The sequence below is a fragment of the Microbacterium hominis genome, from assembly GCF_013282805.1.
In the GTDB taxonomy this organism is placed as follows: domain Bacteria; phylum Actinomycetota; class Actinomycetes; order Actinomycetales; family Microbacteriaceae; genus Microbacterium; species Microbacterium hominis_B.
This window is the reverse complement of record NZ_CP054038.1, coordinates 3,846,622-3,873,442: the sequence shown is the minus strand read 5'-3', so window position 1 is coordinate 3,873,442 and position 26,821 is coordinate 3,846,622. Positions and strand designations below refer to the sequence as shown.

32 protein-coding genes are annotated in these 26,821 nt (G+C 71.6%); 25 read left to right on the top strand and 7 right to left on the bottom strand.

Features of this window, described 5'->3' with window-relative positions; genetic code table 11:
* Positions 1 to 23: 23 nt before the first annotated feature.
* Complete coding sequence (locus HQM25_RS17395; RefSeq protein ID WP_172991385.1) at positions 24 to 602, bottom strand: TetR/AcrR family transcriptional regulator; 579 nt, start codon at positions 600 to 602, stop codon at positions 24 to 26.
* A 91-nt stretch (positions 603 to 693) separates the two neighbouring features.
* Between HQM25_RS17395 and HQM25_RS17390 the strand changes: the two genes are divergently transcribed.
* From HQM25_RS17390 to HQM25_RS17380, 3 genes are all read left to right on the top strand, one after another.
* Entirely contained in the window at positions 694 to 2,274 is a 1,581-nt protein-coding gene (locus HQM25_RS17390) for a DHA2 family efflux MFS transporter permease subunit (protein ID WP_217275166.1), read from the top strand.
* Between the two features lie 63 nt (positions 2,275 to 2,337).
* The gene (locus HQM25_RS17385; RefSeq protein WP_172991383.1) at positions 2,338 to 2,859 is read left to right on the top strand and encodes an RNA polymerase sigma factor; all 522 of its coding nucleotides are present in this window, start codon (positions 2,338 to 2,340) and stop codon (positions 2,857 to 2,859) included.
* A complete protein-coding gene (locus tag HQM25_RS17380) occupies positions 2,849 to 3,550 on the top strand; it encodes a hypothetical protein (RefSeq protein ID WP_172991382.1) in 702 nt (233 codons plus the stop codon). The genes HQM25_RS17385 and HQM25_RS17380 overlap by 11 nt, the downstream gene beginning before the upstream one ends.
* 6 nt (positions 3,551 to 3,556) lie before the next feature.
* Here HQM25_RS17380 and HQM25_RS17375 read toward each other — a convergent pair whose 3' ends face one another.
* A complete protein-coding gene (locus HQM25_RS17375; protein WP_172991381.1) occupies positions 3,557 to 4,195 on the bottom strand; it encodes a hypothetical protein in 639 nt (212 codons plus the stop codon).
* A 121-nt stretch (positions 4,196 to 4,316) separates the two neighbouring features.
* Between HQM25_RS17375 and HQM25_RS17370 the strand changes: the two genes are divergently transcribed.
* The 4 genes from HQM25_RS17370 to HQM25_RS17355 are packed head-to-tail and all read left to right on the top strand — an operon-like array spanning position 4,317 to position 6,723.
* On the top strand, positions 4,317 to 4,655 hold the full coding sequence (locus HQM25_RS17370; protein WP_172991380.1) for a hypothetical protein: 339 nt from the start codon (positions 4,317 to 4,319) through the stop codon (positions 4,653 to 4,655).
* A 19-nt stretch (positions 4,656 to 4,674) separates the two neighbouring features.
* The gene (locus tag HQM25_RS17365) at positions 4,675 to 5,262 is read left to right on the top strand and encodes a GNAT family N-acetyltransferase (RefSeq protein ID WP_172991379.1); all 588 of its coding nucleotides are present in this window, start codon (positions 4,675 to 4,677) and stop codon (positions 5,260 to 5,262) included.
* Between the two features lie 17 nt (positions 5,263 to 5,279).
* Complete coding sequence (locus HQM25_RS17360) at positions 5,280 to 5,939, top strand: VOC family protein (protein ID WP_172991378.1); 660 nt, start codon at positions 5,280 to 5,282, stop codon at positions 5,937 to 5,939.
* Positions 5,940 to 5,946: 7 nt separating this feature from the next.
* Positions 5,947 to 6,723 (top strand): MBL fold metallo-hydrolase, encoded by a 777-nt coding sequence (locus HQM25_RS17355; protein ID WP_254359435.1) that lies wholly within the window; start codon positions 5,947 to 5,949, stop codon positions 6,721 to 6,723.
* Between the two features lie 15 nt (positions 6,724 to 6,738).
* On the opposite strand, the gene HQM25_RS17350 is transcribed toward HQM25_RS17355, so the two are convergent.
* Positions 6,739 to 9,192, bottom strand: coding sequence for a transglycosylase domain-containing protein (locus HQM25_RS17350; protein WP_172991376.1), 2,454 nt, complete (start codon positions 9,190 to 9,192; stop codon positions 6,739 to 6,741).
* Between the two features lie 284 nt (positions 9,193 to 9,476).
* On the opposite strand from HQM25_RS17350, the gene HQM25_RS17345 reads away from it, so the two are divergent.
* The 9 genes from HQM25_RS17345 to HQM25_RS17305 all read left to right on the top strand — a co-directional run bounded on the left by HQM25_RS17345 (position 9,477) and on the right by HQM25_RS17305 (position 15,759).
* Positions 9,477 to 10,172 (top strand): Pr6Pr family membrane protein, encoded by a 696-nt coding sequence (locus HQM25_RS17345; RefSeq protein WP_172991375.1) that lies wholly within the window; start codon positions 9,477 to 9,479, stop codon positions 10,170 to 10,172.
* A gap of 110 nt (positions 10,173 to 10,282) precedes the next feature.
* Complete coding sequence (locus tag HQM25_RS17340) at positions 10,283 to 10,534, top strand: YkvA family protein (protein WP_172991374.1); 252 nt, start codon at positions 10,283 to 10,285, stop codon at positions 10,532 to 10,534.
* Positions 10,531 to 11,217, top strand: a complete 687-nt coding sequence (locus HQM25_RS17335; protein WP_172991373.1) for a Type 1 glutamine amidotransferase-like domain-containing protein — start codon at positions 10,531 to 10,533, stop codon at positions 11,215 to 11,217. The genes HQM25_RS17340 and HQM25_RS17335 overlap by 4 nt, the downstream gene beginning before the upstream one ends.
* A gap of 624 nt (positions 11,218 to 11,841) precedes the next feature.
* On the top strand, positions 11,842 to 12,801 hold the full coding sequence (locus HQM25_RS17330) for an NAD(P)-dependent alcohol dehydrogenase (RefSeq protein ID WP_172991372.1): 960 nt from the start codon (positions 11,842 to 11,844) through the stop codon (positions 12,799 to 12,801).
* Positions 12,802 to 12,811: 10 nt separating this feature from the next.
* Complete coding sequence (locus HQM25_RS17325) at positions 12,812 to 13,540, top strand: Pr6Pr family membrane protein (protein ID WP_172991371.1); 729 nt, start codon at positions 12,812 to 12,814, stop codon at positions 13,538 to 13,540.
* Positions 13,541 to 13,564: 24 nt separating this feature from the next.
* The gene (locus HQM25_RS17320) at positions 13,565 to 13,795 is read left to right on the top strand and encodes a hypothetical protein (protein WP_217275165.1); all 231 of its coding nucleotides are present in this window, start codon (positions 13,565 to 13,567) and stop codon (positions 13,793 to 13,795) included.
* Positions 13,792 to 14,220 carry a TA system VapC family ribonuclease toxin gene (locus HQM25_RS17315; RefSeq protein ID WP_172991369.1) on the top strand — a complete coding sequence of 143 codons (429 nt, stop codon included), beginning with the start codon at positions 13,792 to 13,794 and terminating at the stop codon, positions 14,218 to 14,220. Before HQM25_RS17320 ends, HQM25_RS17315 begins: the two co-directional genes overlap by 4 nt.
* Positions 14,221 to 14,291: 71 nt before the next feature.
* Positions 14,292 to 15,344, top strand: a complete 1,053-nt coding sequence (locus HQM25_RS17310; protein ID WP_172991368.1) for a zinc-ribbon domain-containing protein — start codon at positions 14,292 to 14,294, stop codon at positions 15,342 to 15,344.
* Entirely contained in the window at positions 15,337 to 15,759 is a 423-nt protein-coding gene (locus HQM25_RS17305; RefSeq protein WP_172991367.1) for a GIY-YIG nuclease family protein, read from the top strand. Before HQM25_RS17310 ends, HQM25_RS17305 begins: the two co-directional genes overlap by 8 nt.
* Positions 15,760 to 15,990: 231 nt before the next feature.
* On the opposite strand, the gene HQM25_RS17300 is transcribed toward HQM25_RS17305, so the two are convergent.
* A complete protein-coding gene (locus HQM25_RS17300) occupies positions 15,991 to 16,830 on the bottom strand; it encodes an SDR family NAD(P)-dependent oxidoreductase (RefSeq protein ID WP_172991366.1) in 840 nt (279 codons plus the stop codon).
* A 165-nt stretch (positions 16,831 to 16,995) separates the two neighbouring features.
* On the opposite strand from HQM25_RS17300, the gene HQM25_RS17295 reads away from it, so the two are divergent.
* A complete protein-coding gene (locus HQM25_RS17295; protein WP_172991365.1) occupies positions 16,996 to 18,480 on the top strand; it encodes an MATE family efflux transporter in 1,485 nt (494 codons plus the stop codon).
* A gap of 356 nt (positions 18,481 to 18,836) precedes the next feature.
* Here the strand turns inward: HQM25_RS17295 and HQM25_RS17290 are convergent, their stop codons facing one another.
* Positions 18,837 to 19,856 carry a zinc-dependent alcohol dehydrogenase family protein gene (locus HQM25_RS17290; protein ID WP_172991364.1) on the bottom strand — a complete coding sequence of 340 codons (1,020 nt, stop codon included), beginning with the start codon at positions 19,854 to 19,856 and terminating at the stop codon, positions 18,837 to 18,839.
* Positions 19,857 to 20,275: 419 nt separating this feature from the next.
* Between HQM25_RS17290 and HQM25_RS17285 the strand changes: the two genes are divergently transcribed.
* From HQM25_RS17285 to HQM25_RS17275, 3 genes are all read left to right on the top strand, one after another.
* Positions 20,276 to 20,770: a hypothetical protein gene (locus HQM25_RS17285; RefSeq protein WP_172991363.1), complete on the top strand. Its 495-nt coding sequence runs from the start codon at positions 20,276 to 20,278 to the stop codon at positions 20,768 to 20,770.
* Positions 20,771 to 20,857: 87 nt separating this feature from the next.
* On the top strand, positions 20,858 to 21,463 hold the full coding sequence (locus HQM25_RS17280) for a DUF305 domain-containing protein (protein WP_172991362.1): 606 nt from the start codon (positions 20,858 to 20,860) through the stop codon (positions 21,461 to 21,463).
* A gap of 53 nt (positions 21,464 to 21,516) precedes the next feature.
* Positions 21,517 to 21,804, top strand: a complete 288-nt coding sequence (locus tag HQM25_RS17275) for a SelT/SelW/SelH family protein (RefSeq protein ID WP_172991361.1) — start codon at positions 21,517 to 21,519, stop codon at positions 21,802 to 21,804.
* A gap of 186 nt (positions 21,805 to 21,990) precedes the next feature.
* Here the strand turns inward: HQM25_RS17275 and HQM25_RS17270 are convergent, their stop codons facing one another.
* Positions 21,991 to 22,440 carry a MarR family winged helix-turn-helix transcriptional regulator gene (locus tag HQM25_RS17270; RefSeq protein ID WP_172991360.1) on the bottom strand — a complete coding sequence of 150 codons (450 nt, stop codon included), beginning with the start codon at positions 22,438 to 22,440 and terminating at the stop codon, positions 21,991 to 21,993.
* Positions 22,441 to 22,471: 31 nt separating this feature from the next.
* On the opposite strand from HQM25_RS17270, the gene HQM25_RS17265 reads away from it, so the two are divergent.
* From HQM25_RS17265 to HQM25_RS17245, 5 genes are all read left to right on the top strand, one after another.
* Positions 22,472 to 22,711, top strand: a complete 240-nt coding sequence (locus tag HQM25_RS17265) for a hypothetical protein (protein ID WP_172991359.1) — start codon at positions 22,472 to 22,474, stop codon at positions 22,709 to 22,711.
* 166 nt (positions 22,712 to 22,877) lie between these two features.
* Positions 22,878 to 23,678: an alpha/beta fold hydrolase gene (locus HQM25_RS17260; protein WP_172991358.1), complete on the top strand. Its 801-nt coding sequence runs from the start codon at positions 22,878 to 22,880 to the stop codon at positions 23,676 to 23,678.
* 3 nt (positions 23,679 to 23,681) lie between these two features.
* A complete protein-coding gene (locus HQM25_RS17255) occupies positions 23,682 to 24,035 on the top strand; it encodes a VOC family protein (protein WP_172991357.1) in 354 nt (117 codons plus the stop codon).
* A 147-nt stretch (positions 24,036 to 24,182) separates the two neighbouring features.
* Positions 24,183 to 24,905, top strand: a complete 723-nt coding sequence (locus HQM25_RS17250; protein ID WP_172991356.1) for an acyl-CoA synthetase — start codon at positions 24,183 to 24,185, stop codon at positions 24,903 to 24,905.
* Entirely contained in the window at positions 24,902 to 25,207 is a 306-nt protein-coding gene (locus HQM25_RS17245) for an amino acid transporter (RefSeq protein WP_172991355.1), read from the top strand. Before HQM25_RS17250 ends, HQM25_RS17245 begins: the two co-directional genes overlap by 4 nt.
* A gap of 196 nt (positions 25,208 to 25,403) precedes the next feature.
* On the opposite strand, the gene purB is transcribed toward HQM25_RS17245, so the two are convergent.
* The gene (gene purB, locus HQM25_RS17240) at positions 25,404 to 26,786 is read right to left on the bottom strand and encodes an adenylosuccinate lyase (RefSeq protein ID WP_172991354.1); all 1,383 of its coding nucleotides are present in this window, start codon (positions 26,784 to 26,786) and stop codon (positions 25,404 to 25,406) included.
* Between the last annotated feature and the right edge of the window lie 35 nt (positions 26,787 to 26,821).

The following is a 26,821-nucleotide window of genomic DNA, read 5'->3' as shown; positions in this document are numbered from 1 at the left end:
CACACTGTCGACAAACAGAATCGTCAGCGCGGGAGCACGCCCTCCGTGAGCATGAGATAGACGGATGCCGCGACGGATGCCGCGTCGGCGCCCTCCGACACCTGCTTGACCGCCGCGCCGAGGATGCCGTTGATGAGCGGCACGGTGGCGCGGAGGTCCTGCACCCCGACGTCGCGCAGCACGCTCATCAGCGGCAGGAGCACGGAGTCGTGGAGGGCCATGATGTCCTCCATGCGCTGCGGCGAGATCTCCGCCTGCTGCAGAACGGTGGCGAGGTCGTGCTTGCCATCGGCGCTCATCTCCATCGTCGCCTCGATGAAGCGGCGCAATCGCGGCAATCCGGGCTCCACGCCGGCCAGCTGCGCCTCGAGATCCCGCGCCCAGTCCTCGAAGGCGTCGACGGTGATCGCGACGAGGATGTCCTCGCGCGAGGAGAAGTACTCGTAGAAGCTCGAACGCGCGAGTCCTGCGCGAGCCGTCACCGTAGCCGGCTTCACGGCGTCGACGCCCTCTTCGGTCACGATCGTCGCGGCGGCCCCCAGCAGCGCCGCCCGCTGGGCGGCGCGGTGCGCGGCGACGGTCGGCGCAGAGATCCTCGGCATCCCGTCATCATCCCACGGGGCGTCCGCCGACGAGGGAGGTCCGTGGCATCCGACGTCTTCATGCCGACAAGTCGTCGGTATGATGATCGGCATGTCCGCCACCCGCCGCTGGCTCGGCCTCGTCGTCATCGGCATCGCCGTCTCGCTCATCATCGTCGACACCACCGTCGTCAACGTCGCCATCCCCGCGATCGTCGCCGACCTCGGCGTCTCGTCCACCGAGGTGCAGTGGATCCAGGAGTCCTACACGCTGGTCTTCGCCGCGCTCCTCATCGCGTTCGGCACGCTCGGCGACCGCATCGGCCGGCGCGCCCTGCTCATGATCGGCGTGGGGGTGTTCACCGCCGCATCCATCGCCGCCGGTCTCGCACCCGACGGCGTCGCCCTCATCGCCGCTCGCGTGGCGCAGGGCGTCGGCGGCGCCATGGTGCTGCCCGCCACGATGTCGCTCATCAACGCGGGCTTCCGCGGACGCGATCGCACGATCGCCTTCGCGGTCTGGGGCTCGATCATCGGCGGCATGGCCGCGGTCGGACCCCTGCTCGGCGGCTGGCTCATCACCGAGTTCTCCTGGCGCTGGGCATTCGGCGTCAACGTGCCGTTCGGGCTTATCGTGCTGATCCTCGCCGTCTTCACGATCCGGGAGTCGAAGTCGGAGCAGCGCGAGGGGTTCGATGCGATCGGCGCGGTGCTCGGCGTTCTCGCTGCGGGCCTGCTCGTCTTCACCCTGATCGAGGGGCGCTCGTTCGGGTGGGTCTTCGTCAACGAGAGCGGCGCGCTTGCCGACGGGGACTGGCCATGGGACATCTCCCCGACGCCGGTGCTGTTCGCACTGGCGGTCGCCGCGCTGACCGGCTTCCTGCTGTGGGAGCGCCGCCGGGAGCGGGTCGGCCGGTCGACGCTCCTCCCGCTGCACCTGTTCTCGCTCACGAGCTTCCGCAACGGAAACCTCGTGGCGATGATCGTGAGCCTCGGCGAGCTCGGTCTCCTGTTCGTGCTGCCCATGTGGATGCAGAACGTGCTCGGATACGACGCGCTGCAGGCCGGCCTCGCGCTCGTCTCCCTCGCGGTCGGCTCGTTCCTGGCGACCGGGATGGTGAGCGGCCTCTCCCGTCGCATGACCCCGGTCGGGATGCTGCGGCTCGGCGTCGCGCTCGAACTGATCGGCGTCCTCGTGCTCGGCCTGCTGCTCTCGACGGACACGGGCTGGCAGCTCATCGCGGGGATGCTCTTCGTCTACGGGCTCGGCATCGGTCTCGCGAGCTCTCAGGTCACCAACGTCGTGCTCGCCGATGTGCCGGTCGATCGCAGCGGCCAGGCGTCGGGCACCCAGAGCACCGCCCGCCAGATCGGCTCGGCGCTGGGCATCGCCGTTTTGGGCACCGTGCTCTTCGGCACCCTCGGCCTCGACCTCGACAGCCGGCTCGCCGACCTTCCCGCCGACCAGCGGGAGCAGGTGGTGGCAGTCGTCACCGACAGCGCCGGTGCGAGCATTCCCGCACTCCAGGCCGATGCCGCGACCGCTCGGGTCGGCGACATCGCGGCCGAGAGCTTCACGACGGCCAGCTCGTACGCCGCGTTCACGGCCGCCGGGTTCCTCGCGATCGCTCTCGCCGCGTCGATGTCGCTGCGGCCGGCGCGGGAATCGCTGACCGCAGATGTCAGGATGTGAGCCCGCCGTGCATCTATAAGTGAGAAGGGCCGACCGGCCCTCGGGTGCAGGCGGAGGGATCCCATGCGCGACGGGTTCGAGGAGCTGTTCCGCTCCCACCATGCCGCGGTCAGACGATTCGCGACCCGGCGGGTGGGAGCTGCGGCCGCCGATGACATCGTCGCGTCGACCTTCGAGCTCGCGCTGCACCGGCTGCCGGCGCGGCATCCGCATCCGACGGGCTGGCTCTTCCGCGCCGCGGACAACCTGTGCAAGGCGGAGGTCACGCGCCAGGCGCGGGAGATCCGCATGCTGCGGGATGCCGGTGTGATCGCCGACACCGAAGTGGATGCCGCAGACAGCGACGTCGATGTGCTGCTGCGTCTGCTCGAGATGCTCCCGGCGGCTCAGCGCGAAGTGCTGCAGCTCACGTATTGGGACAGGTTGAGCGCCGCCGACGTCGGCGTCGTGCTCGGGTGCTCGGTGCCCGCAGTGTGGAAGCGGATCAGCCGGGCGAAGGCGATGCTGCGTGCGGCCTGGCCGGCGCCGGATGATCGCGACACGTGGGAGGAGATGGTGACCGTTGGGCGGGCAGATGATCACTGACGGCGAACTGGATCGGCTGCTGGAGGCATCCAGTCCCTACCTCCGCGACCCGGGCGAAGGCATCAGCATGCGGGCTGAGACCGACCTGCACCGGATGCTGGAGGGCCGAACCGTCGCCCCGGCACGACCGACCCGCCGTACGTGGGCCTGGGCGGCCTCCGCGATCGCGGTCGCCTCCGTGGTCGCCATCCTCGCTGTCGCGGTCCCGGTGGTCACCGGTCTCGGCCGCGCCGCGGCACCGGACACCGCGGGAGTGCCGGTGCCGGGCCCCGCTCCCACCGACGGGACGCAACCGGTCTCCGCGCAGGCGACCGGGACGCTCCTCTCCCTCGACGGGTCCACCAGCGGGGAGGTCGAGGTCGACGTCGAAGGCGATTCGATCACGGTCCGGCTCATCGACCTCGACGCCATCCACGACGAGCTCATCGCGACCGGAGAGCTGATGCCCGGCCTGGATCGTCTCTGCCTCGACACCGCCGCCCCCGCCGTCGAGTTCGGCTCGTTCGACACCGTCTACGGCACCTACACGTGGCTGGTCGTCGGGAGCGAACACGACATCCCCTGGACCGCGCTGCGCGAGTTCGACCTCGCCGCCTTCGCGCCCGGCGCCGAAGAAGGCACCTGCGAGACGACGATCGTCGCCCGGGCCGTGCTCACCTGGCAGGTCGTCGACGGCGACGTGTCGCCGTAGCGAGGCTCAGCCGCCGGGGCCGACCGGGTCGATCGGAGCGCCGTCGCCATTGTCGGGGAGGTCGCCGCGCTCGACCGGCTGCGGGGGCTCGGTCGGCAGGTCGGAGAACAGCAGCGCGAGCTCGGCCTCCGAGGGGACGTGCACCGCCTGCGCCGCGGCTCGAAGATCCTCCGTCGGGGCTTCGTTGAGGCCGGTCACCCGGATCATGGCGCCGTCGAGGACGGCGATGTACTCCTCGGCGCCGCCCGCGGTCCGATGCCACACGCCGTCTTGCTCGGTGCAGGTGACCGCGCCGTCGGAGCCATCCCACAGCGGCATCTCGGCGCAGGACTCCGCCGTGAGCTCACCGCGATCCGTGCGGATCGTGACCATCGCGCCGGTGCCGTTGTGGAACCACGTGGCCGACATTCCGTCGGCGGCTCCCGGCCCGACGGACTGCGGCGCCAGGTCGTAGCCGTCGACGCTGGTCGTGTAGACGAGATCAGGTGCGATGCCCACGACGCTCGCCCGTTCGGCGATCGTCGCGGGATCGGCTGCGGCACCCGAAGCGGCGGTGGCGCAGCCGCTCAGCATCCCTCCGAGGAGGGCGGCGGCCACGACCCCGGATGCGACGGCCGAGGCGCGACGTGATCGACGCGTGAGCATAGGCGGCCAGTCTGGCAGGCGAACGGGCCGGAGGAAACCGTGTCTTCCCGGCGGCATCGGTGCCATGCTGGTCGCACACGGGTCGGCCGCACCGCGGCATCCACAGAGGAAGGCGGCATCGATGCCCCAGACCGAGACCGGGACTGAACCCACCGGCACCGGCGCCCGCACGGTCGCTCGCATCCTGTTCTTCGTGGCAGCGGCGATCGCGCTGCTGACCACGGTCCTGTACGTCGCGCCGGGTGACCGCGTGGACTTCGACGTCAGCGAGCTCACGCGCCAGCGCACATCGGCCATCGCGCACGCCGCCATGTGGGCGAGCCTCACGGTGAGCTTCGTCGTCGCGGGCATCCGCGGCGCGTGGGGCACCGTGTCGACGGTGTTCGCCGTGATCGCCGGCGGATGCTTCGCGTACCACCTGTACGCGGTGTACTTCTGGGGCGGCGCGTGGCCCTGGTAGCAGCCGGGTCCGGGAGCACATGACGACCTCGTACGTGATCAAGCCGCTCACGCCGGAGACCTTTCCGGCGTGGCTGGCCCTCGCCGAGAAGCACAACGGCGTGTGGGGCGGATGCTACTGCTCGTACTTCCACGGCGACACCGAGCACACCGTCAAGGACGACTACGACCGGGCGACATTCAAGAAGCGCCTGGTCGACGAGGGCGTCGCCCACGCCGCGCTCGTCTTCGACGGCGACGACGCCATCGCGTGGTGCGAGTACGGGAGCCCGGTCGAGCTGCCGAACATCTACCACCGCAAGCAGTACGACGCGGGCGAGGAGAATCCGGCTCCGTGGCGCATCACGTGCTTCTTCGTCGACCGCGATCACCGCAGATCGGGGGTGGCTCGGGAGGCGCTCGAGGGTGCGCTCGCGCTGATCGCCGAGGCCGGCGGCGGCGAGGTGGTCTCGTTCCCGAACGAGCTCGAACCCGGCAAGCGCACGTCATCGTCGTTCCTCCACAACGGCACGCGGGCCATGTTCGAGAAGGCGGGATTCACGTTCGAGCGCCACATCGGCAAGAGCAAGACCGTCATGCGCATGACGGTGCCCGACGCCCGAGCCTGACGAGAGAGGTGCACGCGATGACGAGTGAACGGACCCTGACCCCCGCCGAGTTCCACCGCGCGCCCGGCGTCGGCGCGTGGAGGGTCACCGGCGTCGGCCCGCAGGCGGTGTTCACCGCGACATCGCTCGCGCACGCGGCCGGGCTCGTCGGGCCGGTCGTCGCGGAGGCCGAGCGCACCGGCATCCACCCCGACCTCGACGTGCGGCCCGAAGGCGTCGTCGTGCGGGTGCCGTGCTTCGACTTCGACGACATCCCGGCCGCGGTCGCGGAGTTCGCGGCCGCCGTGTCGCGCGCGGCGGCCGAGCTGGGCCTCGAGCCCGACCCGACCCGCCCGCAGACGGTGGGCATCTACGTCGCCCAGCACTCCGAGGCCGACGCGAGGCCCTTCTTCCTCGCCGCGCTCGGCTACGAGCCGCTCGGCGACACCGACGCCATCGACCCGATGCGCTGCGGCCCGCAGCTGGCCTTCAATCCCCTGCGGCACGACGCGCCGCGCCGCGGCCGAACCCACTTCGACGTGTACGTGCCGGCCGATCAGGCCCAGGCGAGGGTGGATGCGGCACTCGCGGCGGGCGGACGACTGGCCGACGACTCCCATGCGCCGGCGTGGTGGTCGCTCGCCTCGCCCGACAACCACGGCGTCGACATCGCGTCGTGGCCCGACACCTACGGGTGAGCTACGGGTGAGCGGAGGGCGCGAGCTGGAGGAGGTCGCACCGGGAGTGCTGGTCGCGACGAGCCGGGTCATGTCCACGACCTCCACGGTGCTGGTCGGCGGCCGTGACGCGCTGCTGGTCGACCCCGCGTGGCTGCCCGACGAGCTCGACCGCCTCGCCACGGCTCTCCACCGCCGCGGACTGCGGGTGATCGGCGGGTTCGCGACCCACGCACACCACGACCACCTCCTCTGGCATCCGCGGTTCGGAAGGGCACCGCGCTGGGCGTCGGCGGCGACGGCGCGCACCGCGGCCGCCCGTCGGCGGGAGCTGGTGGACGCCCTCGATCCCGGATTCCCGCCCGACCTCGTCGAGCTCATGGGCCGGGTCGCTCCCCTCGTCGATCGCATCCCCGAGGAATCGGCACCGCCGGGGGTGGAGATCGAGCTGCTGGTCCACGATGGCCACGCCCCCGGGCACACCGCGCTCTGGCCGCCGGGGCCCCGCGTGCTCATCGCGGGCGACATGCTCAGCGACATCGAGCTGCCGCTGCCGTTCGACCCCGACGACCTCCCGGCCTACCTCGCGGGGCTCGATCTGCTCGTGGATGCCGCGGCACAGGCATCCCTCGTCATTCCGGGCCATGGCAGCGTGGGCCGCGACGCGCGCGCACGGCTGGACGCGGACCGGCGCTACCTCGATGACATGATGCGACGCGGCGACTCCGCCGACCCGCGCGTGCGCAACCCCGGCATGGACGCGGAGCACGCGCACCTGAAGAGGCTCGTCTCCCATCCCGGGTGACGTGCCGGCGCCGGGTCAATCGCCGTTGCCGCCGCCTCCGTTGCCGTTGCCGCCGCCTCCGTTGCCGCCTCCGTTGCCGTTGCCGCCGCCTCCGTTGCCGCCGCCGGCCGGAGTGCCGGCATCCGGCTCCTCCTCGTCCTCGTCGGGTGCGGGGGCACGGGGCACGAACGGCACGCGCACGAGGTCCGACGGCGGAGCCGCGAACTCGCCTCCCGGGTACAGCCGGTTCGCCACGGCCTGGATCTCGCGCCCGATCGGATGACGGGCCTGCGACAGCTGCAGCCCGTTGTGGAAGGCGCGGAACACGTCGCCCTCCCCGATGGAGTTGCCCACCCACACCGCGGTGGCCACCCGCGTGCTCGACTGGATGAGCCACGTCTGGAAGGCCTCGTGCGTGCCGGTCTTGCCGATCATCGGGGTGCCGTCGTTCGGATTGCCGAACGATCCGGTGCCACCGGGCCGCATCACGCCCTGCAGGGCGAACGCGGTGGCGGCGGCGACCTCCGGGTCGATCACCTGCGAGCAGCGGTTGCCGGGAACCGGCAGCTCGACGCCATCGGCGTTCACGACGCGCTCGATCGCGCGGGGCACGCAGTACTTGCCGTTGTTCGCGATCGTCGCGTACGCGGCGGCCATCGCGACCGGGGCGATGTTGTTCGTGCCGATCACCGCCGCCGCGCCATCGACATCCACCGCGTCGCCGTTGCCGCGGGTCACCCCCATGCGGGCGGCCACCTCCTCGATGTCGCAGAGGTCGAGCTGCTCGGCCATGCCGAGATAGCCGCTGTTCAGCGACTGAGCGGTGAACTGCATGGGGTTGCCGGCGTATCCCGGCACCTTTCCGAAGTTGCCGACGATGTCGTTCTCGAGATTGATCCACGGGCCTTCGCACCGGTCGGCGAGACGCGGGATCACTCGCAGGGTGCCGTTGACCCGCTCGAACAGCGAGTGCCCCTTCTCGAGCCAGTCGACGAGCGTGAAGAGCTTGAACGTCGATCCCGTCTGGAACCCGCCCGAGACCCCGTGCATCGTGTCGCCGGCGTACACGAGGGAGGTGTAGGCGGAATTGGATGCCGTCACATCGCGGTCTTCGCTGAAGCGGTTGTTCTGGCCGATGGCGAGGATGCGTCCGGTGGTCGCCTCGATGCTGACCGATGCTGCGCCGAAGCTCATGCCCCCCACCGTCTCGGGGACGTGGGCGCTCATCGCGTCGCGCGCCGCGTTCTGCAGCCGCCAGTCGAGCGTCGTGTAGATGTGCAGACCGTCGCGCGTGAGGGACTGCCGGCGCGAGGTCGCATCCTCGCCGAACGTGCTCGCGTACGCCGGATCGGATCTCACGGTGTTGACCACGTACTGGCAGAAGAAGGCGGCGGCCGTGGCGGCGCAGCCCGTGTTCGCCTGCCTGATGGTCGGGGTGATGGGCTCGACGACTGCCGCGAGGTACTGCTCCTCGGTGATGCGGCCCTCCTGCAGCATCCGGTCCAGCACGTACAGCTGGCGACCCTTCGTGGCGCTGTACGGGTCGCCCGCGGCCAGGTGCTGCTCGGGCGTGATCTCCCCTCGGGCGAGGAGGGTGTCCAGCCCCGCGAGCGTGCCCCGGGCGACGTCGTCGACGCTGCCGTCGGCGGCTTTGTTGAACCCCACGCCGTCCGACCCGATGATCGAGCCGCCCGCGCGGTCGATGCGGTACGTGTTCGGGTTCTGCACGATCCCGGCGAGCGTCGCCGCCTGCCCGAGGGTGAGCCGGGCGGCCGTCGTGTTGAAGTAGTAGCGCGCCGCCGCCTCGATGCCGTAGGTCGTGCCGCCGAAGTTCGCGATGTTGAGGTAGCCGAGCAGGATGTCGTTCTTCGCGTACCGGCGCTCCAGCTGGATCGCGTACCGCATCTCCTGCAGCTTGCGCTCGTAGCCCTCCACACCCGCCGCGGTGGTGGCATCCTCCCAGCACGACAGCAGCACCTCTTCGCGGGTCTCGGTCTCGGTGTCGGTCGCGTCGCGCTCGCATCGCTGCACGAGCACGTTCTTGACGTACTGCTGGCTGATCGTCGAGCCGCCCTGCGTCTCCCCGCCCTGCGCGTTGCTCAGGATCGCGCGGGTCGTGCCGAAGATGTCGATGCCCCCGTGCTCGTAGTAGCGGGGATCCTCCGACGACAGGATCGCGTCGTACATGACCGCCGAGACCTCGTCGAACTGGACCGGTACGCGGTTCTGGTCGTAGAAGGTCGTGAGCTCGACGTCTTCGCCGGTTTCGGGGTCTTTCGCGTAGATCGTCGTCGGCAGCATGAGCCGGTCGATCGCGAGATAGCCGGGCAGGTGGTCGAACAGCGACACGGCGGTGCTGGCCGCGTGTCCGCTCAGCGCGATGGCCGGCGCCAGGGGGGCGACCACGAGCAGTCCCGCGACGATGCTGAGCGCGATCAGCCCGATGAGGCCGCCGAGGACTCCGGCGAAGGTCCGTCTGTATCGCTGCATGGCGTGAGGCGCAGGAGCGGTCGTGGTGCCCGCCCCCACGACACTCCCGATCTGCCGTGAGCCGGGCGTCCGGCCGAATGTGCCGAACGCTGGCATGGTACCCCGAGGCCTGCAGGGTTGTCTCCGGTTCGACACCGGTCCATCGGCAGGTGTTGCGAATTCGTAAGACGCGAGCCGGGGATGCCCGGCCCAGCGCGACGCTGAGTAGGGTGGGTGCCGCGCCCGGGGCGACGCTGAGTAGGGTGGGTGCCGCGCCCGGGGCGACGCTGAGTAGGGTGGGTGCCATGTCGGCCGGCCCGACGAGGTCACGGTTCATCGCGGCGCTGCTGTGCCGCGGGGCGACCCTCGTGTGCTGCGGGGTCGGGCTGCTGACCAACGCGTGGGGTCTGCCCTTCCTCTCCGTTCAGGCCAATCTGCTGGTCTTCGGCTACATCGCCGCCGCGCTGTACTGGATGGTGCGGCGCGGCACGGCCGATGCGCCGGCGCCGATGCTCCGCGGGATCGTCACCGTCGCGATCATCTTCGTCGGACTGATCTCGCCCTGGGTCTACGGCGGTGGCGAGAACCCTCTGCCGGGACTGGTGGCCGCAGACCCCGCGCTGGCGCTCGTGAATCGCTCAGCGTTCCTGATCCACTGGGTCGTGCCCGCCCTGATGCTCGTCGACTGGATCGCCTTCGGGCCGCATCGGGCGGTGAGCTGGCGGCGGGCGCTGTGGTGGGTGGCGTTCCCGCTCGGGTATGCGCTCGTGATGATCGCGCGCTCGATCGCGTTCCCCGACGTGTGGGCGCGCTACCCCGTCGACTTCCTGGATCCCGCCGTGAACGGCTGGGGCGGGGTCGTGCTGGCGCTGCTGCCGCTGGTCGCACTGGTCTTCGCGGTCGCGGCCCTCCTGTGGGGAGTGGACCGTCTCGTCGGCCGGCCGGGCGCTCGCCGCGCGGGCGCTCGCCGCGCGGGCGCTCGCCGCGCGGAGAGCCGCTGATCGGGGACCTCACGGAGCTGCCGCGCTCGCCGGATGGTGCGGCAGGGGCGGGAAATTCCGCTTTCCGCAACCCCCTCCACGATGTCGGCGACGTGCCGCACACTGGACGCATGTGGTGGAGTTTCCTCAAGGCGGTCAAGAACCGCGAGCACCGCGTCGCGCCCACGACGTGGGTCGTCGCGATCGCGGCGGTCGTCTACACGGTCGTGCCGATCGATCTGATCCCCGAACTGGTGCTCGGTCCGCTCGGTTTCGTCGACGACCTCGGAGTCTGGGGCATCTTCGCCGTGCTCTTTGCCCGCGAGAAGCGCCGCTGGCAGGAGAGCCTGGGCGCGGACGCCCGTCGCGGGGACGCTTCGTGAAGCTGCTGCTGACGTCGGGCGGGGTCACGAACGCGAGCATTCGACAGGCCTTGGTCGGGATGCTGGGCAAGCCGCTCTCCGAGGCAAAGGCGCTGTTCATCCCCACCGCGCAGTGGGGCCAGCCCGCCTGTTCGCCGGAGACGGTGTTCATGTCCACCGCCGGGGCATGGGACGGCATGGAGGGGCTCACCGAGCTCGGCTGGAAGTCGGTCGGCGTGCTCGAACTCGCGGCGCTCCCCTCGATCGGCGGCGATCGATGGGTGCCGTGGGTGCGCGACGCAGATGTGCTGCTGGTCGACGGCGGCGAGGCGATCTATCTCGCCCACTGGATGCGGGAGTCCGGGTTCGCGCAGCTGCTGCCCTCGCTGAGCGACACCGTCTGGGTCGGGGTGAGCGCGGGGAGCATGGTCATGACACCGCGCATCGGCCGGGAGTTCGTCGACTGGCATCCCGACGGCACCGACGAGACGCTGGGCGTCGTCGACTTCTCGATCTTCCCCCACCTCGACTACCCGGGCTGGGCGTCGAACACGCTCGAACGCGCGCGGGAGTGGGCGACCCGCATCGACGGGCCGGCCTATGCGATCGACGACCAGACCGCGATCGCGGTGGTGGACGGGCGGGTCGAGGTTGTCTCGGAGGGGAACTGGGAGCTGCTGAACGCCCCCGTCGTGGCGGGGTGACGAATGGGCGGCAGTGCTCGGCGATTCGCGTCGCCGCGGCCCGTTCGCGTCCCTCTCCCTCTTGCTGAGCGCTGTCCCTCTTGCTGAGGCGCTGTCCCTCTTGCTGAGAACAGGTGATCCGGCGGAGACAGGCTGTTGGTGGGCTGGATTGTCCTGTTCTGGGCAGATCACCTGATCCGGGCGAGTGGATGCCACGGGCCCGCTCACGTCGCTGTCCCTCTTGCTGAGCGCTGCCCCTCTTGCTGAGAACAGGTGATCCGGCGGAGACAGGCTGTTGGTGGGCTGGATTGTCCTGTTCTGGGCAGATCACCTGATCCGGGCGAGTGGATGCCGCGGGCCTGCTCACGTCGCTCTCCCTCTTGCTGAGCACTGTCCCTCTAACTGAGCACTGTCCCTCTAACTGAGCGCTGTCCCTCTTGCTGAGCACTGTCCCTCTTGCTGAGAACAGGTGATCCGGCGGAGACAGGTCGTTGGCGGGCTGGATTGTGCTGTTCTGGGCAGATCACCTGATCCGGGCGAGTGGATGCCACGCCCGCGGCCCCGCCGGCAACCGCCCCGCCGGCAACCGCGCCGCCGGCAACCGCGCCCCTGGCGGCGGGCGGGAACCCCAGGCACACTGACGGCGTGAGAGCGATCGTGTACGACCGCTACGGCGGCGTCGAGCAGCTGCGGCTCGCGCAGGTGCCGATGCCGCTGCCCGGCCCGGGCCAGGTGCTGGTCGAGGTCGTCGCCACGGCCATCAACCTCTCGGACTGGGAGGGGCTCCACGGCAGTCCGGCGTATGCGCGGATCGGCGGGCTGCGTCGGCCGGCCCGCCGCACCCTCGGGTCCGACATCGCGGGGCGGGTGGCCGCCGTCGGCACCGGGGTCGGGCGGTTCCGCGTCGGCGACGAGGTGTACGGCGACAACCTGCGGCTCATGGGCGGCCTGGCCGAATTCGCCGTGGCGCCGGAGACCGCGCTGGCGGCGAAGCCGCCCGGCATCGCCTTCGCCGAGGCATCCACCATTCCCCAGGCCGGGGCCATCGCCCTCCAGACGGTCGCGCGCGCGAATCCGGGAGAGAGGCTGCTGATCAACGGGGCCGGCGGCGGGACGGGGATGTTCGCGATCCAGCTGGCCGCGGCCGCCGGCATCCATGTCACCGCGGTCGACAACGCCGGAAAGCTCGACTTCGTGCGCAGCCTCGGGGCCGACGAGGTCATCGACTACCGCACCGCCGACTTCACCCGCACCGGCCCGTACGACCTCATCGTCGATCTGGTCGCGCACCGCTCGGTGTTCGCCTACCGGCGCGCGCTCGCCCCGGGCGGGCGCTACCTGATGGTCGGCGGCACGGTGCGCGCGATCGCGCGGGTGCTCACGATCGGCGCGCTCGCCGGTGCGGTCACGGGGCGCCGGCTGGGTGTGGCGGCGATCCGGGAGGGGCCGGAGCACTTCACGCCGCTCGCCGAGCGGATCCTCGCCGGCGACGTCGCGGTGCACATCGATGCGCGGTATCCGCTCGACCAGGCCGCGATCGCCCTGGCCCGACACGGCGAGGGGCGCGCGCGCGGAAAGGTCGTGGTGGAGGTGCGCCCCGGATAAGGTCACTCCCGTGGCCATCCCCCTGCGTCCGCTCGCCCTCGCGTACCGCATCGTCGCGGTCGTGCTGATCGCCGCGGGCATCATCCGCCTGCTCGGCCTGTTCTCCCCCGACCCGAGCTGGTCGACGCTCCTCTATTTCACGGCGCTGAGCAACGTGCTCGCCCTGGTGTGGATGACGGTGGTGGCGCTCGCGACCGCCCGCGACCTCGTCCGCCGCGGAGCGCGCGGGCTGTCGAACCCCTCGCCGGAGTTCCACGGCGCGGTGATGATGGCGATCACCGTCACGATGCTCGTGTACACGGTGGTCCTCGTGCCGAGCCTCACGGCTGGCGGCTCCTACGTGCCATATACGCTCACGGACTCGCTGGTGCACGTGATCACGCCGATCCTCGTCGTCGCGGACTGGCTGCTGTTCACGCCGAAGGGTCGCATGCGCTGGGTCGACCCGCTCCTGTGGGGGCTCATCCCGTGGGGCTACCTCGCGTTCGCATTCGTGTTCGGAGCGCTGGGCGGGGAGTTCGCGCCGGGCAAGTCCTTCCCGTACCCGTTCATGGACGTCGCCGCACTCGGCCTCGGCGGTGTCGCGCTGTGGATCGTCGCGCTCACGGTGGCGCTCGAGGCCGTCGGCTTCGTCTACGTCGCCGTCGACAGGGCGCTGTTCCGGGTGGGCCGGCGCGCGCGTGACGAGACCGGGATGGATGCCGCGCCCCGCCGCACCACGGAGACCGTTGCGACCTGATGCGTGATGCGTGATGCTTGGTGCATGCGCACGACGGTCACGATCGACGACGACGTCCTCGCGGCGGCGAAGCAGTTCGCCGACGCCCGAGGGATCACCCTGGGCGAAGCCCTCTCGCAGCTCGCGCGCGCGACGCTCACCGAGCGCCAGCGCCATGGCGGAACCCGCAACGGCATCATGCTTCTGCCCGCGCCGCCGATCGCCGACAGGCCGACGCTCGACGATGTGAACGCACTGCGGGACGACCTCGCGTGAGTGCGCACCTGCTCGACGTCAACACGGTCGTCGCGCTCATCGACCCGCTGCACGTGCATCACGACCGTGCGCATCGCTGGTTCGCGACCCGCAGCGAGGCCACCTGGCACACGTGCCCGATCGTGCAGAACGGGGTCGTTCGCGTGGTGAGCCACCCGAAGTACCCGAACCATCAGCCGGCGCCGGTCGTGCTGGCATCCCTGGCCAGCCTCGCCGCCCGCGACGGACACGTGTTCCTCCCCGATTCTGTGAGCCTGCTCGACAGTTCGATCCACACCGAGCGGCTGCTCGCGAGCGCGCAGGTCACCGACTCGTACCTCCTGCACCTCGCCGCCTCGCACGACGCGCTGCTGGCGACCTTCGACACGAGGATCGTGACCTCGGCTGTGCCGTCGGGCTCGAAGGTCGTCTTCGCGATCCCGTGATCGACGTCGGAGGCCCCGGATAGCGTTCGGTTCCGTGATCGACGTCGGAAGCCCCGGGTAGCGTTCGGCACATGGCGGAGCGGATCGAGGCCTGGTGGGCGCGACGGCAGTTCTCGCGTGGCCTCGACGTGCCCTACGAGGTCGGCACCTACCGCGATGCCTGGGCGTCGTACCCGATGCTCGTGCGCCAGTACCACCCCGACCTCAACGCCGGGATCGTGCTGTCGCAGATCCCTCCCGCCGCCGACGTGCTGCTGCTGTGGCAGTGCGAGGCCGGCCATCTGTTCGTGGCGACGCCGAGCGAGCAGCGCTCGCGGCCCGAGGGGCGCCGCCGCCGGTCGGCGTGGTGCCCGGAGTGTACGAGCGGAGCGCGGCCCGGGCGGGGCGCGCCGGCGGCGCCGATGCGGGCGGGCCGCCTTGCCGCGCCGGGGGCGGGTGCACCGGGGGCGGAGGGGGTGCGCGCGGGGGCGGAGGGGGCGCCCGCGTGGGCGGAGGCGGTGCCCGCGGGGGCGGAGGGGGCGCCTTCGGGGGTGCGGGTGGATGCGCCGCGAGGGGATGGGACGCGTTCGGCGGGCTCGGGGGAGCCGGTGCGGGCGGGCCGGCCGATGAGCCCGGGGGTGGCGCCGCGGCGGGCCGGCCGTGCGCGCCGAACCGCGCGGCCGCTCTGCAAGAAGACGCCGGAGCTGCCGGCTGGTGAGCCCTTCGTGAGCGCGTGCGCGCCGAAGCCGGCCTCGGCCGCCGAGGCGCGGGTGCGAGCGGCGCTGTTCGCGCGGCTGTGCGTGACCCCCGGGATGAACGCCGTGCGCGTCAACCGGCCCTTCTTCGGGCACCTCGAGGTGTGGCCCGACTTTCTGCTCCCCGAGCTGCGGGTGGCGGTCGAGTACGACACCGTCGGCCGCCACGGGCTCGAGCATGTCGGCCCCCGGGAGGAGACGGACCGCCGCAAGGACCGCCTGCTGCGCGAGGCCGGGTGGGAGGTCGTGCGCCTGCGCACCGGGAAACTCCGGCCGCTCGGACCGCACGACCTCCAACTCCCGACGGTCGGGCGCGGGGGGATCGACCGGCTCGTGGATGAGCTGCGGTCGATCCGAGGCCCCCTGATGGTGGACGCCTACCTTGTCTGAGTCGGAGGCATGTGTGCTGTGCGGCGCGGGCGAGGTCGTCAGCGGCGCGGATGGTCGCTGCTGCGCCGCGTGCGGGTGGCGCGTCGGCGACAGCCCCGACCCCGAGTTGCCCCCGCCCCGCGTGGAGGTTGTCTACTACCTCCGCTGGGAGCAGCGCATCAAGATCGGAACCTCATCGCGGCCGCGCCAGCGGCTCGCGGCCATCTGGCATCAGGAGCTGCTCGCCTTCGAGCGCGGTGGCCGCACCCTCGAGCGTGAGCGTCACCGCCAGTTCGCCGAGCTCCGCGAAGGCGGGGAGTGGTTCCTCGCCGACGAGTCTCTGCTGAGCCACATCGCGTCGATTCCCGGCACCGCCGACCCCTGGCGTCAGTACGCCCGGTGGATGGCCGAGGAGCTCCGCCGCACGGTGAGCTGAGCGCCGCATCCCGCCCGGGCTCCGAGCGCGGCTGAGCGCGGCATCCCCTTGTTGTGGCATCCCCTTTGGTGTGGCATCCCGTCTCGGTCGGGCGCGGGGTATGTGGGGCGAGAACTGTGGCTTCGCCGTGATGGATGCCGCGCGAAGCGCCCCACGAAGCCTCGGGCGCGCGGCACCGCGCACGCTCGGGCGCGCGGCACCGCGCACGAGCAAGGCCCGCGGCCGGGAGCGTCAGCGGGCGCCGGCGCGGCCGGTGAAGCGGTCCATCGAGCGATAGACGCCGAAGACGGGGCCGGCGATCGCATCCCACACGCGGGTGGGGAGGATGCCGCGCAGGGCCGCACCGAGCTTCACAGTCCACGGGCGCATGACCACGGGCTTCGCGCGCAGCATCCCGCGCCACGCGGCCGAGGTCGCCGTCCGCGGGGCGAGGATCGGAGTCAGCAGCGGACCGCGCGCACCCTCGAACATGCCCGTCGAGACGAAGCTCGGGCAGAACACGGTCACCCCGACGTGCCGGTGCCCCGCCTTCGCGAGATCCAGCCGCATCGACTCGCTCCAGCCGATGAGCGCCCACTTCGAGGCGGCGTAGACGCTCATTCCGGGGTTCGCGACCGTTCCGGCGGCGGAGGCGATGGTGAGCACGCGCTTGGGCCGCGAGGCGTCGGCGATCATCGCGGGGAGCAGCTCGCGGGTCAGCCACATCGCGGCGAGGGTGTTGATGCGCATCGTCGCCTCGATGTCGGCGACCGGGTCGTGCTCCCAGAAGGGCGCGCCCCGCACGATCCCGGCGTTGTTGACCAGCACGTCGGGGTCGCCGAGGTCGGCGCGCACGGCATCCACTCCCCTGCGGATGTCGTCGAGGTCGCCGACGTCGATCCGATAGGCGCGCACGTCGACTCCCGAGGGCCGGAGCGATGCGGCGAGGGACTCGGCTGCGGGGGCGTCGATGTCCCAGATCGCCACCGCACGCGCTCCCGCGGCGATGGCGCGGCGCACGTAGATCTCGCCCATTCCGCGCGCGCCTCCGGTGACGAGGACGAGGGCGCCGGCGACCGGGTGGGGGCTCATGTGGTGATCGTATCCGGCGCGCGGGTCGCCACAGGCGACCCTGCGAGTGGTGGTTCCCGGCTCGCGCGTGCGAGAATGGATGCCGTGCGTCGAATCGATTCGACGCCGCCCACGATCTTCGGCCGGCCACCGGCATCCACTCTTCTCGTTCTCCTAGGAATCGCTGTGTCCCGATCCCTCATCACCGGCAGCCCGTGGCGGGTCATCCTCGCGTTCTCGGTGCCCCTGCTCATCGGCAACGTCGTGCAGCAGCTCTACCACTTCGCCGATGCGGTCGTCGTCGGGCGGCATCTCGGCGTCGACGCGCTCGCCGCGGTCGGGGCGACCGGGAGCCTGATCTTCCTGCTGTTCGGGTTCGTGTGGGGCATGACGAGCGGCTTCGCGATCCCGACCGCGCAGGCCTTCGGGGCGGGCGACATCGCGGCGGTTCGCCGCTCCGTCGCGACCGGCACGATCCTCACGGCGGTCGCCAGCGCCCTCGTCACGATCGCGGGACCGCTCCTGGCGCGTCCCGCCCTCGAGCTCATGAACACGCCCGCCGAGCTCATGGACGACGCGACCGTGTTCGCGCAGGTGAGCCTCGTCGGCATCTCGACGATGCTGTTCTTCAACTACCTCTCCGCGGTGATCCGCGCGATCGGGGACTCCCGCACACCGCTGGTGTTCCTCACGATCGCGTGCGTGCTCAACATCGTGCTCGTCGTGGTCATCGTCGCCGCGCTCGAGGGCGGCGTGGGCGGGGCCGCGTGGGCGACCGTGATCTCGCAGGCCGTGTCGGTCGCGCTTACGCTCGCCTATGTGCGCCGGCGCATCCCGGTGCTGCGCGTGCGGCGCGCCGACTGGAAGGTCACCAGGGCCGACCACGTCGCCCACCTGCGGCTCGGTCTGCCGATGGGGTTCCAGGCGTCGATCATCGGCCTCGGCACCCTCGTCGTGCAGATCGCGCTCAACGATCTCGGGGCCGACGCGGTCGCCGCGTACACGACCGCCTCCCGCGTCGACGGCCTGGCCGTCGCGCTGCTGCAGTCGATCGGACTCGCCGCCTCGATGTATGTGGCGCAGAACTTCGGCGCGGGACGCCCCGACCGCATCCGCCGCGGTGTCGTGCAGGCGACCTGGCTGGCGGTCGGCGTCTCGGTCGTGCTCGGCGCGGCGCTGATCTTCGGCGGCGCGGCGATGGTGCGCCTGTTCGTCGGCGAGGGCTCCGACGAGGTCGTCGACCTGGCGGCGCTCATGCTCGTCATCAACGGCCTCACCTACTGGGTGCTCGGCATCCTCTTCGTGCTGCGCGGAGCCCTCCAGGGCCTTGGCGACGCGATCACCCCGACGATCACCGGCGTCGTCGAGCTCGTCGCGCGGGTGGGAGCGGCCGTCGCGCTCGGCGCGTCCTTCGGATATGTCGGCGTCGTCTGGTCGAACCCGCTCGCCTGGATCGGCGCGGTCGTGATCCTCGTGCCCGCCTACATCGCCGCACACCGTCGCCTCGGCCGGGCGCCTGTCGCGCCGAACGTGGTGACCCCGACCACCCCGATCGCGATCGTCGGGCCGGTCGACGGGTCGATGACCGTCGACGCCGTGGTGACCGCGCCCATCCCGCTGCCCCGGCCCGTCACGCGCACGCTCCGCGAGCGGATCACCGTCCGCCGCTGAGACGACAGAAGAGTGGATGCCGCAGACGCGGCATCCACTCTTCTGTCGTTTCTCCGCCCGGCCGCGGCCCCGGCCCGCGGCCCCGTGGCCCCGCGGGCGCCCAGGCCCCGCTGGCTCCGCGGCCCCGCCGCGCCTGCACGATCCGGAAACCGGACCCCGGGACGCTCTCCGGACTCAACGCCCACGTGAGTCCGGGAAACGCCGCGACCTCCGGTTTCCGGATCGTGCGGGCGCGGGGTGCGGGCACGCGGGCGTGGGGGTGCGGGCGCGGGGGTGCGGGCACGCGCGCGGGGGTGCGGGCGCGGGGGTGCCGGCGCTGGGGCGCGAGCGGGCCGGGGCTGCGGGGCGGGCGGGACTCAGACGGTGAGCAGCACCTTCGTGGCGCGACGCTCGTCCATGGCGCGGTAGCCCTCGGCGGCCTCTTCGAGGGGGAGCACGAGGTCGAATACGACGCCCGGGTCGATCTCGCGCCGCCAGATGAGGTCGATCAGCTCGGGCAGGAACCGGCGCACGGGCGCCGGCCCGCCGTGCAGGTGCACGCCCGAGAAGAACAGCTGACGGCCCTCGATCTCGACGCCGTGCGAGACGCCGACGAAGCCGACGTGACCACCGGCGCGGGTGGCGCGCAGGGCCTGGTCCATGGCTTCCTGGGTGCCCACGGCCTCGATGGTCGAGTGCGCGCCGAGCCCGTCGGTGAGCTCCTTGATGCGCGCGACGCACTCCGCACCCCGCTCCTCGACGATGTCGTTCGCGCCGAATCTGCGCGCGAGCGCCTGGCGGTCGGCGTGACGGCTCATCGCGATGATGCGCTCCGCGCCCAGCTGCTTCGCGGCGAGGATGCCGAGCAGGCCCACCGCGCCGTCGCCGACGACCGCGACCGTCTTGCCGGGGCCGACCTCCGCCGCGACCGCGGCGAACCAGCCGGTGCCGAGCACGTCGGAGGCCGCCAGCAGCGACGGGATGAGGTCGGGATCGGGCTGCCCCGGCGTCGCGACGAGCGTGCCGTCGGCCAGCGGCACGCGCACGTACTCCGACTGCGCGCCGGTGGCCGCGCCGGGCTGACGGTGCACGCAGTGCGTCTGATAGCCGGCGAGGCAGATCTCGCACGTGTTGTCGCTCGCGAAGAACGATCCGACGACGAAGTCGCCGACCTGCACGTTCTTCACGTCCGAACCGATCTCGTGCACGATGCCGACGTACTCGTGGCCCATCGGGGTGTGGTCGACGCGCTCCGCGCCGCGGTACGGCCACAGGTCGGATCCGCAGATGCAGGTGGCTGAGAGCTTCAGGATCGCGTCGGTCGGCTCGACGATGGCGGGCATCTCGCGGTCTTCGACGCGGACGTCGCCGGGTGCGTACATGATGACTCCACGCATGGAGTGTCTCCTTCGGTCGGGGTCGGGGTCGGGGTCGGGGTCGGATCGAGGTTCGAGTGCGGGTCCTGCGGATCGGGCCCGGGGGTGAGGGTTCCGGGGATCAGGGCTCGGTGACCAGGGCTCGGTGACCAGGGCTCGGTGACCAGGGATGCCTCGGGCGCCGCGTCCGGCCGGGCGGCGTGAGCGCCGCCGGCACTGCGGGGGACGAGCACGAAGAACGATACGGCCGCCAGGGTCACCGCCGCGAGGGTCACGATGCCCAGGGGCAGGAGGGTGAAGGCCCCCGCGGTGCCCACCGGGGGCGCGCCGCCACGCGGAGCGGCCGGGTATCCGACGCACTGACGGCGCTGCTGCCGCGGTGGACGGGGATGCTGAACGTTCCACGGGATACCCGCCGGGGGTATGCTGGGCGCGTACCCATGATCGCATCGACCGACCCTCGCCGCGCCGCCGCCACTGTGCGCTGGGCGCTGTCCGCGCTGTTCGCGCTCGCCGTGGTCGTGGGTCTCGTGGGGATGCACGCGCTGTCGGTCGGGCACGTCGGCATGCCGATGGATGCCGCGCCGGCCGCGGTCGCGGTCACCGGCGGCTCCGCCGAAGCCGCCGACCCCGTGGCTGTGCACGCCGGAGACGCCCACGGCGCGCACCACGGCGCCCACGGCCCGGACCACGGCGCCGACGGCGCGCACCACGGCGGCGCGGACCTCGACGGGGATCCGGCGCCCGCCGACGCCCACGCCCTGGCGATGCTGTGCGTCCTCGCCCTTCTGTCGGCGATGCTGCTGGCGATCCGCCCGGGCTCGGAGCTCGTCCTGCGCCGCGCCGCAGTTCTGCCTGCGTCGAGCGGTCCGCCCGCGACGCCCGCCCGCCGCTGGGCTCTCACCCTCGAAGAACTGTCCCTCCTGCGCACGTGAGGCGCCTGACGGCCGCTTCCGTGCGGCCGGCATGCGCACGCCCCGCGCCGCGGGGCGCTCACCCTCACACGAGACAAGGACAGATCCATGAACACACGCACGCTTGCCGCGACCTCCGCGGCACTGCTGCTCACCGCCGCGCTCGCGATCACCGGCTGCGCGGCGCAGACCGGAGCGGGCGGCACGATGCCCGCGACCATGCACGAGGGCGGGGCATCCGCGTCGCCCCCCGCCACCGGCTTCAACGGCGCCGACGCCATGTTCACCGCCATGATGATCCCCCACCACGAGCAGGCGCTCGAGATGAGCGCCGTGCTGCTCGGGAAGGACGGCATCAGCGCCCAGGCTCGCGAGCTCGCTCAGCAGATCGAGGCCGCGCAGGGGCCGGAGATCGCGCAGATGGAGGACTGGCTCGAGGAGTGGGGCCTGCCGATGACCGGCGGCTCCGAGGACATGCACCACGGCGACGGCATGATGAGCGGAGCCGACATGGAAGCGCTCGAGGCGGCGACCGGCGCCGAGGCCGAGCGGCTCTTCCTCGAGCAGATGATCGAGCACCACGAGGGGGCGATCGACATGGCCGAGCGCGAGGTCGAGCGCGGCATCCATCCCGGCGTGATCGCGCTGGCGGAGGACGTCATCACGGGGCAGACGGCGGAGATCCAGACGATGCGCGAGATGCTCGCCGAGTAGGCCGCGAGGCGGGGCGCGCCCGGGGTGCGTCCCGCCTTCCTACACTGGAGCGCATGTCCCACCACGTTCGCATCACGTACTGCACCCAGTGCGGCTGGCTGCTGCGCGCGGCGTGGGCCGCGCAGGAACTGCTCACGACCTTCCAGGAGGAGCTGCGCGGCGGCGGGGTCACCCTCGTCCCGGGCACCGGTGGGATCTTCGAGGTACACGCCGACGACGAGCTCGTGTGGTCGCGGAAGGTCGACGGCGGGTTCCCCGAGGTGACGGTGCTCAAGCGGCGCGTGCGCGACCGCATCGCCCCCGATCGCACTCTCGGCCACACCGACGCCACGCGCGCATAGCCGCGCGGCCCGTAGTGCCCTTGAGGTGCCCGTGCCCGCGGCATCCACTCTCCGGAAATCGGACCCGGGCCCTCTTTCCGGATGGAATCCGCGTACCGGTCCGGAAAACATGCGGACCTCCGGTTTCCGGATCGGCCAGCGGGCGGGGCGCGGGGCGCCGGGCGCCGGGCGCCGGGCGCCGCCGCGTCAGTCCGCGAACACCGGACTCCTGCCCGCGAAGGGCTGCAGCGCGTCGCGGAGGGCGAGCAGATCGGATGCCGCGACCCCGACGCGCGCCATGATCTGGCCGGGCACGGCGAGGGCCCGCTCCCGCAGCGCCACGCCCTGCGGCGTCAGGGCGATGTCGAGCATCCGCTCGTTTCCAGGGCGCCGGGTGCGCGCCACGTTCCCCGCCGCTTCGAGGCGCTTCACCAGAGGTGAGACGGTGGCCGGCTCGAGGGCGAGCTCGTCGGCCAGGTCGGTCAGCGACCGCGGCGATCGCTCCCACAGCGCGAGCATCACGAGGTACTGCGGGTGCGTGAGCCCCAGCGGCTCCAGCACGGGACGGTACAGCGCGACGACGTTTCGCGCCGCCGTGACGATGGCGAAGCACACCTGGTTGTCGAGTGCGAGCAGGTCGTCGGCCGACTGGTCCATCAGATCCCTAACTGTTAGTACACTAATCATCATGCCACGCGATAACCGATCCGATCGACCTCCGCTGCGCGAGCGGGTGCGGGATGCCGGCGGCTGGTACGCCTACGTCAACGCGCGGCTCATCTCGCTTGCCGGCCCGGCGTCGGTCGGCCCGTACGACACCGAGCCGGAGCCCGTGCGCACCGAGCGCGCGTGCCCGCTGTGCGGGCACGCGATGTCGGCGCACACGTTCGACCGCTCGGGCCCGAAGCCGCGGATGTTCTGCCCCTAGGGCGGCGTGACAACCGCCCTTCCTCTCGCTCGCTGCGCTCCCTCGCTCAGGGGCCGATGTCGAGGAACCGAGGTCCCTGAGCGAGCGAAGCGAGACGAAGGGCCGGCCGCCGACCGATCCGGCCGGGTGCCCGCCCCCGCTGTGACAGCGGGGCCAGAATGGGGGCATGGATGCCGCGCCCCGCCTCGATCTGACCGAGATGCCCGCACCGCAGTTCGTGATGTCGCAGGAGGGGCACCGCATCGCGACCTACACGTGGGGGCCCGACGACGGGGAGCCGGTGCTGTGCGTGCACGGCTTCGCGTCGAGCTGCCGTGACAACTGGGTGAGCACCGGCTGGGTGCGAGATCTCACGCGCGCCGGGTTCCGCGTGATCGGGGTCGACCAGCGCGGACACGGCGCGAGCGACAAGCCGCACGACCCCCGCGACTACACGATGGATGCCTTCGTCGCCGACCTGCTCGTCGTGCTCGACACCTATCTGGTCGGCGACGTGCGCTACGTCGGATACTCGCTCGGTGCGCGCGTCGGCTGGCAGTTCGCGCTCGACGCGCCCGAGCACGTGGATCGCGCGGTGCTCGGCGGCATCCCCGACGGGCGGCCGCTCGCCCGGCTTCAGATCGCACAGGCCCGCGCCTATGCCGAAAGCGGAATACCCGTGGAAGACCCGGTCACGCGCAATTACGTGACCCTCGCCGAGCGTGTTGCCGGCAACGACCTGCGCGCTCTCGTCGCTCTCGCCGAAGGTATGCGTCTCGGCGACTCCGACCCCGATCCGGCCAGTCCGCCCCAGCAGCGGGCGCTGTTCGCCACCGGCAGCGAAGACGCGATCCTCGAGCGCTCGCGCGCGCTCGCGGCATCCACTCCCCACGGCAGATTCATCGAGCTGCCCGGTCGGCACCACTTCAATGCGCCCGGATCGCGGGACTTCCGGCAGGCGGCGCTCGCATTCCTCGCTGAGGACTGAGCGATGCTGACCGTCGGCTCGATCGTGATCCGCGTCGACGACCTCGAGCGCGAGATCGCGTTCTGGACACAGGCGCTCGACTACGTCGCCCGCGAGCCTCACGCGGCCGACTTCGCCCTGCTGCGCCCGCGCGAGGGCGCGGGGCCGAACGTGTCGCTCGACGCGGTCCCTGCACCGCGGGTGCTCCCTCCGCGCATCCATCTCGACCTGTACGCCGATGACCAGGTGGCCGAGATCGCGCGACTGGAGGCGCTGGGCGCGGCGCGTGTCGAGTGGGCGGGGCGCCCCGCCGACGCCGACTACGTGATCATGGAAGACCCCGAGGGCAACCGCTTCTGCGTCATCGACGCGGGCTGAGCGGATGCCGCACCCCGCCGATCGCGCGACCGGCCGCTCCTGCACAAGAACCGCCTGATCGGCGGCGCGTTCGCTCAGGGAGACCCGACGTAGACTGGAGGCATCCCTGTGCCCTTCCGGGCACCCGTCTGCCCGCGTAGGAACGCCGTGACCCCTTCCCCCGCCGCCCGCACTTTCGAGGTGCGCCACGTGCAGTTCGCGCGCGCCGCCTTCGCGGCACTCGCGGCGATCATGATCACGTTCTCGCCCGACCACTCCGCCGCCGTCGGCGCCGCGGTCTTCAGCGGATTCGCGATCGCGACCGGTCTCGTGTGGGCGGTGTCGCTCTGGCTCGTCTACCCCGCCGGGCAGCGGGTCATCCCTGGGCTGATGGCTCTCGCGACCCTCGCGGCGGGCATGGCAGGCGGCCTGCCGCCGCTGCGCACGATCGACGGCTACTTCTGGATGGTCATCCTGTGGGCGGCCGCGACCGGCGTGATCGAGCTCGTCGCCGGCGTGCGGGGGCTGCGTCTGGCATCCCGCGCCGACAAGGGGACGCTCGAGGCGGCACACCCGTCCCAGGAGGAGGCGCTCGCCGCCGCCGCGGCCATCCCGCGCAGCCAGTCCCGCGATGCGCTCACCGTCGGCATCCTCACCCTCGTGCTCGCCGCCGCGATGCTGCTCGTGCCCCAGACCTACGCGCTGGACTACACGATCGCCGAAGCCGGACAGAGCTTCACCTTGACGGGCATCACGATCGGCGTCGGGATCTTCGGCGGCTACGCCGCGATCATCGCCGTCTATCTCGCCATCGCCGGCTTCTCGCCGCGACCCACCACCCCCGCAGAGGCGCCGGCTGTCGCCCGTGCCGATCAGGAGAACCACCCGTGACCGACGAACGCCCCACCCGCCGCGACCTCATGAAGCCCGTCCAGCTGCTCGGGCTCGCCTTCGGCGCCGCGATCTTCGCCGGCATCGTCACGCTCGTCTCGATGGGCTTCTTCCAGCAGCGCACCGCTGAAGAGGCGCAGGCGGCGATCGTGCTCGCCCTGGTGATCGCGGGGGTCTCGTTCATCGCCGTGCTGCTGATCATGGCGCTGCTGCTGCTGGCGGTCGACCCCGCCGACATCACGAAGCAGATCGACAAGCCCGTGCTGCTCGACGACGACACCGATCCCGCCGACAAGCCCTGACGCGGCATCCACTCTTTGGAAGGCGTCCCGCGTTTCGTGGGGCGCCTTTCGCCGTTTCCGGGCGGTGGATGCCGCGCAACGCGCCCCACGAAGCGGGAGGCCCGGCGTTCGTGGGGCGCTGTGCGCGGGTTGCAGGGCCTGGATGCCGCAGAAGCCGCCCCACGAGACGTGGGACGGCTTCTGCGAAGGGCGGGGATCAGGCCAGTTCGTCGACCAGCTTCGACGCGAGGCCGGCGTAGGTCGCGGGCGTGAGGGCGATGAGGCGCTCCTTAGCCTCGTCGCCGATGTCGAGCCCGCGCACGAACTCGGCCAGCTCCGGAGCGCCGACGCGGCGGCCGCGGGTGAGGTCCTTCAGCAGCGCGTAGGGGTCGGTGATCTGCGAGCGACCGGCGGCGATCTCCGCGCGCACGACGGTCTGGATCGCCTCGGCGAGAACCTCCCAGTTGCCGTCGAGGTCGGCGTCGAGCACCGGCTGCGCCAGGGCGATCTCGCCGAGCCCGCGCAGCAGGTTGTCGAGCGCGAGCAGCGAGTGGCCGAACGCGACGCCGATGTTGCGCTGCGTGGTCGAGTCGGTGAGGTCGCGCTGCAGGCGGCTCGTGACGAGCGTCTGCGAGAGCGTGGCCAGCAGGCCGCCCGAGATCTCCAGGTTCGCCTCGGCGTTCTCGAAGCGGATCGGGTTGATCTTGTGCGGCATCGTCGAAGATCCGGTGGCGCCGGCCACGGGGATCTGTGAGAAGTACCCGAGCGAGATGTAGGTCCACACGTCGGTGGCGAGATTGTGGAGGATGCCGCCGGCGTGCCGCACGCGGTCGTACAGCTCCACCTGCCAGTCGTGCGACTCGATCTGGGTCGTGAAGATGTTGAAGTCGAGGTCGAGGCCCTCGATGAACGAGCGCGACAGCTCCGGCCAGTCCACGTCGGGCGCCGCCGAAAGGTGCGCCGACCAGGTGCCGGTCGCGCCGGAGAACTTCGCGAGGTACTCGCCGCCCGCGATCTGGGCGGCCACGCGCTCCAGACGCCAGGCGAACACGCCGATCTCCTTGCCCATCGTCGAGGGCGTGGCCGGCTGGCCGTGCGTGCGGCTGAGCATGGCGGCATCCCGATGCTCGACGGCCAGCGCCGTGAGGGCGGCGATGACCTCGCGCAGCTTCGGGAGCCACACGCCCTCGACCGCGCGCTTGACGGTGAGCGCATACGAGGTGGAGTTGATGTCCTCGCTCGTGCAGGCGAAGTGGGTGAGCTCGGCGATGCCGTCCAGGCCCAGGGTCGACAGCCGGTCGCGCACCAGGTACTCGACGGCCTTGACGTCGTGGCGGGTCACCGCCTCCTTGGCTGCGAGCCAGTCGATCTCGTCCTGTCCGAACTCGAGGTAGAGCGCCCGCAGGCGCGCCTTGTCGTCATCGCTGAGCGGCGACGAGCCGAAGAGCGAGCGATCGGTGAGGGCGATGAGCCACTCGACCTCCACCTCCACGCGGGCGCGGTTGAGGCCCGCCTCGGAGAGGTAGTCGGCGAGTCCGGTCACGGCGGCTCGGTAACGGCCGTCGAGGGGGCTCAGGGGCTGAGGGGGGAGAGAGGTCACGGTGCTCCCGTCGTGAGGACGCGCGGCGCGCGCGG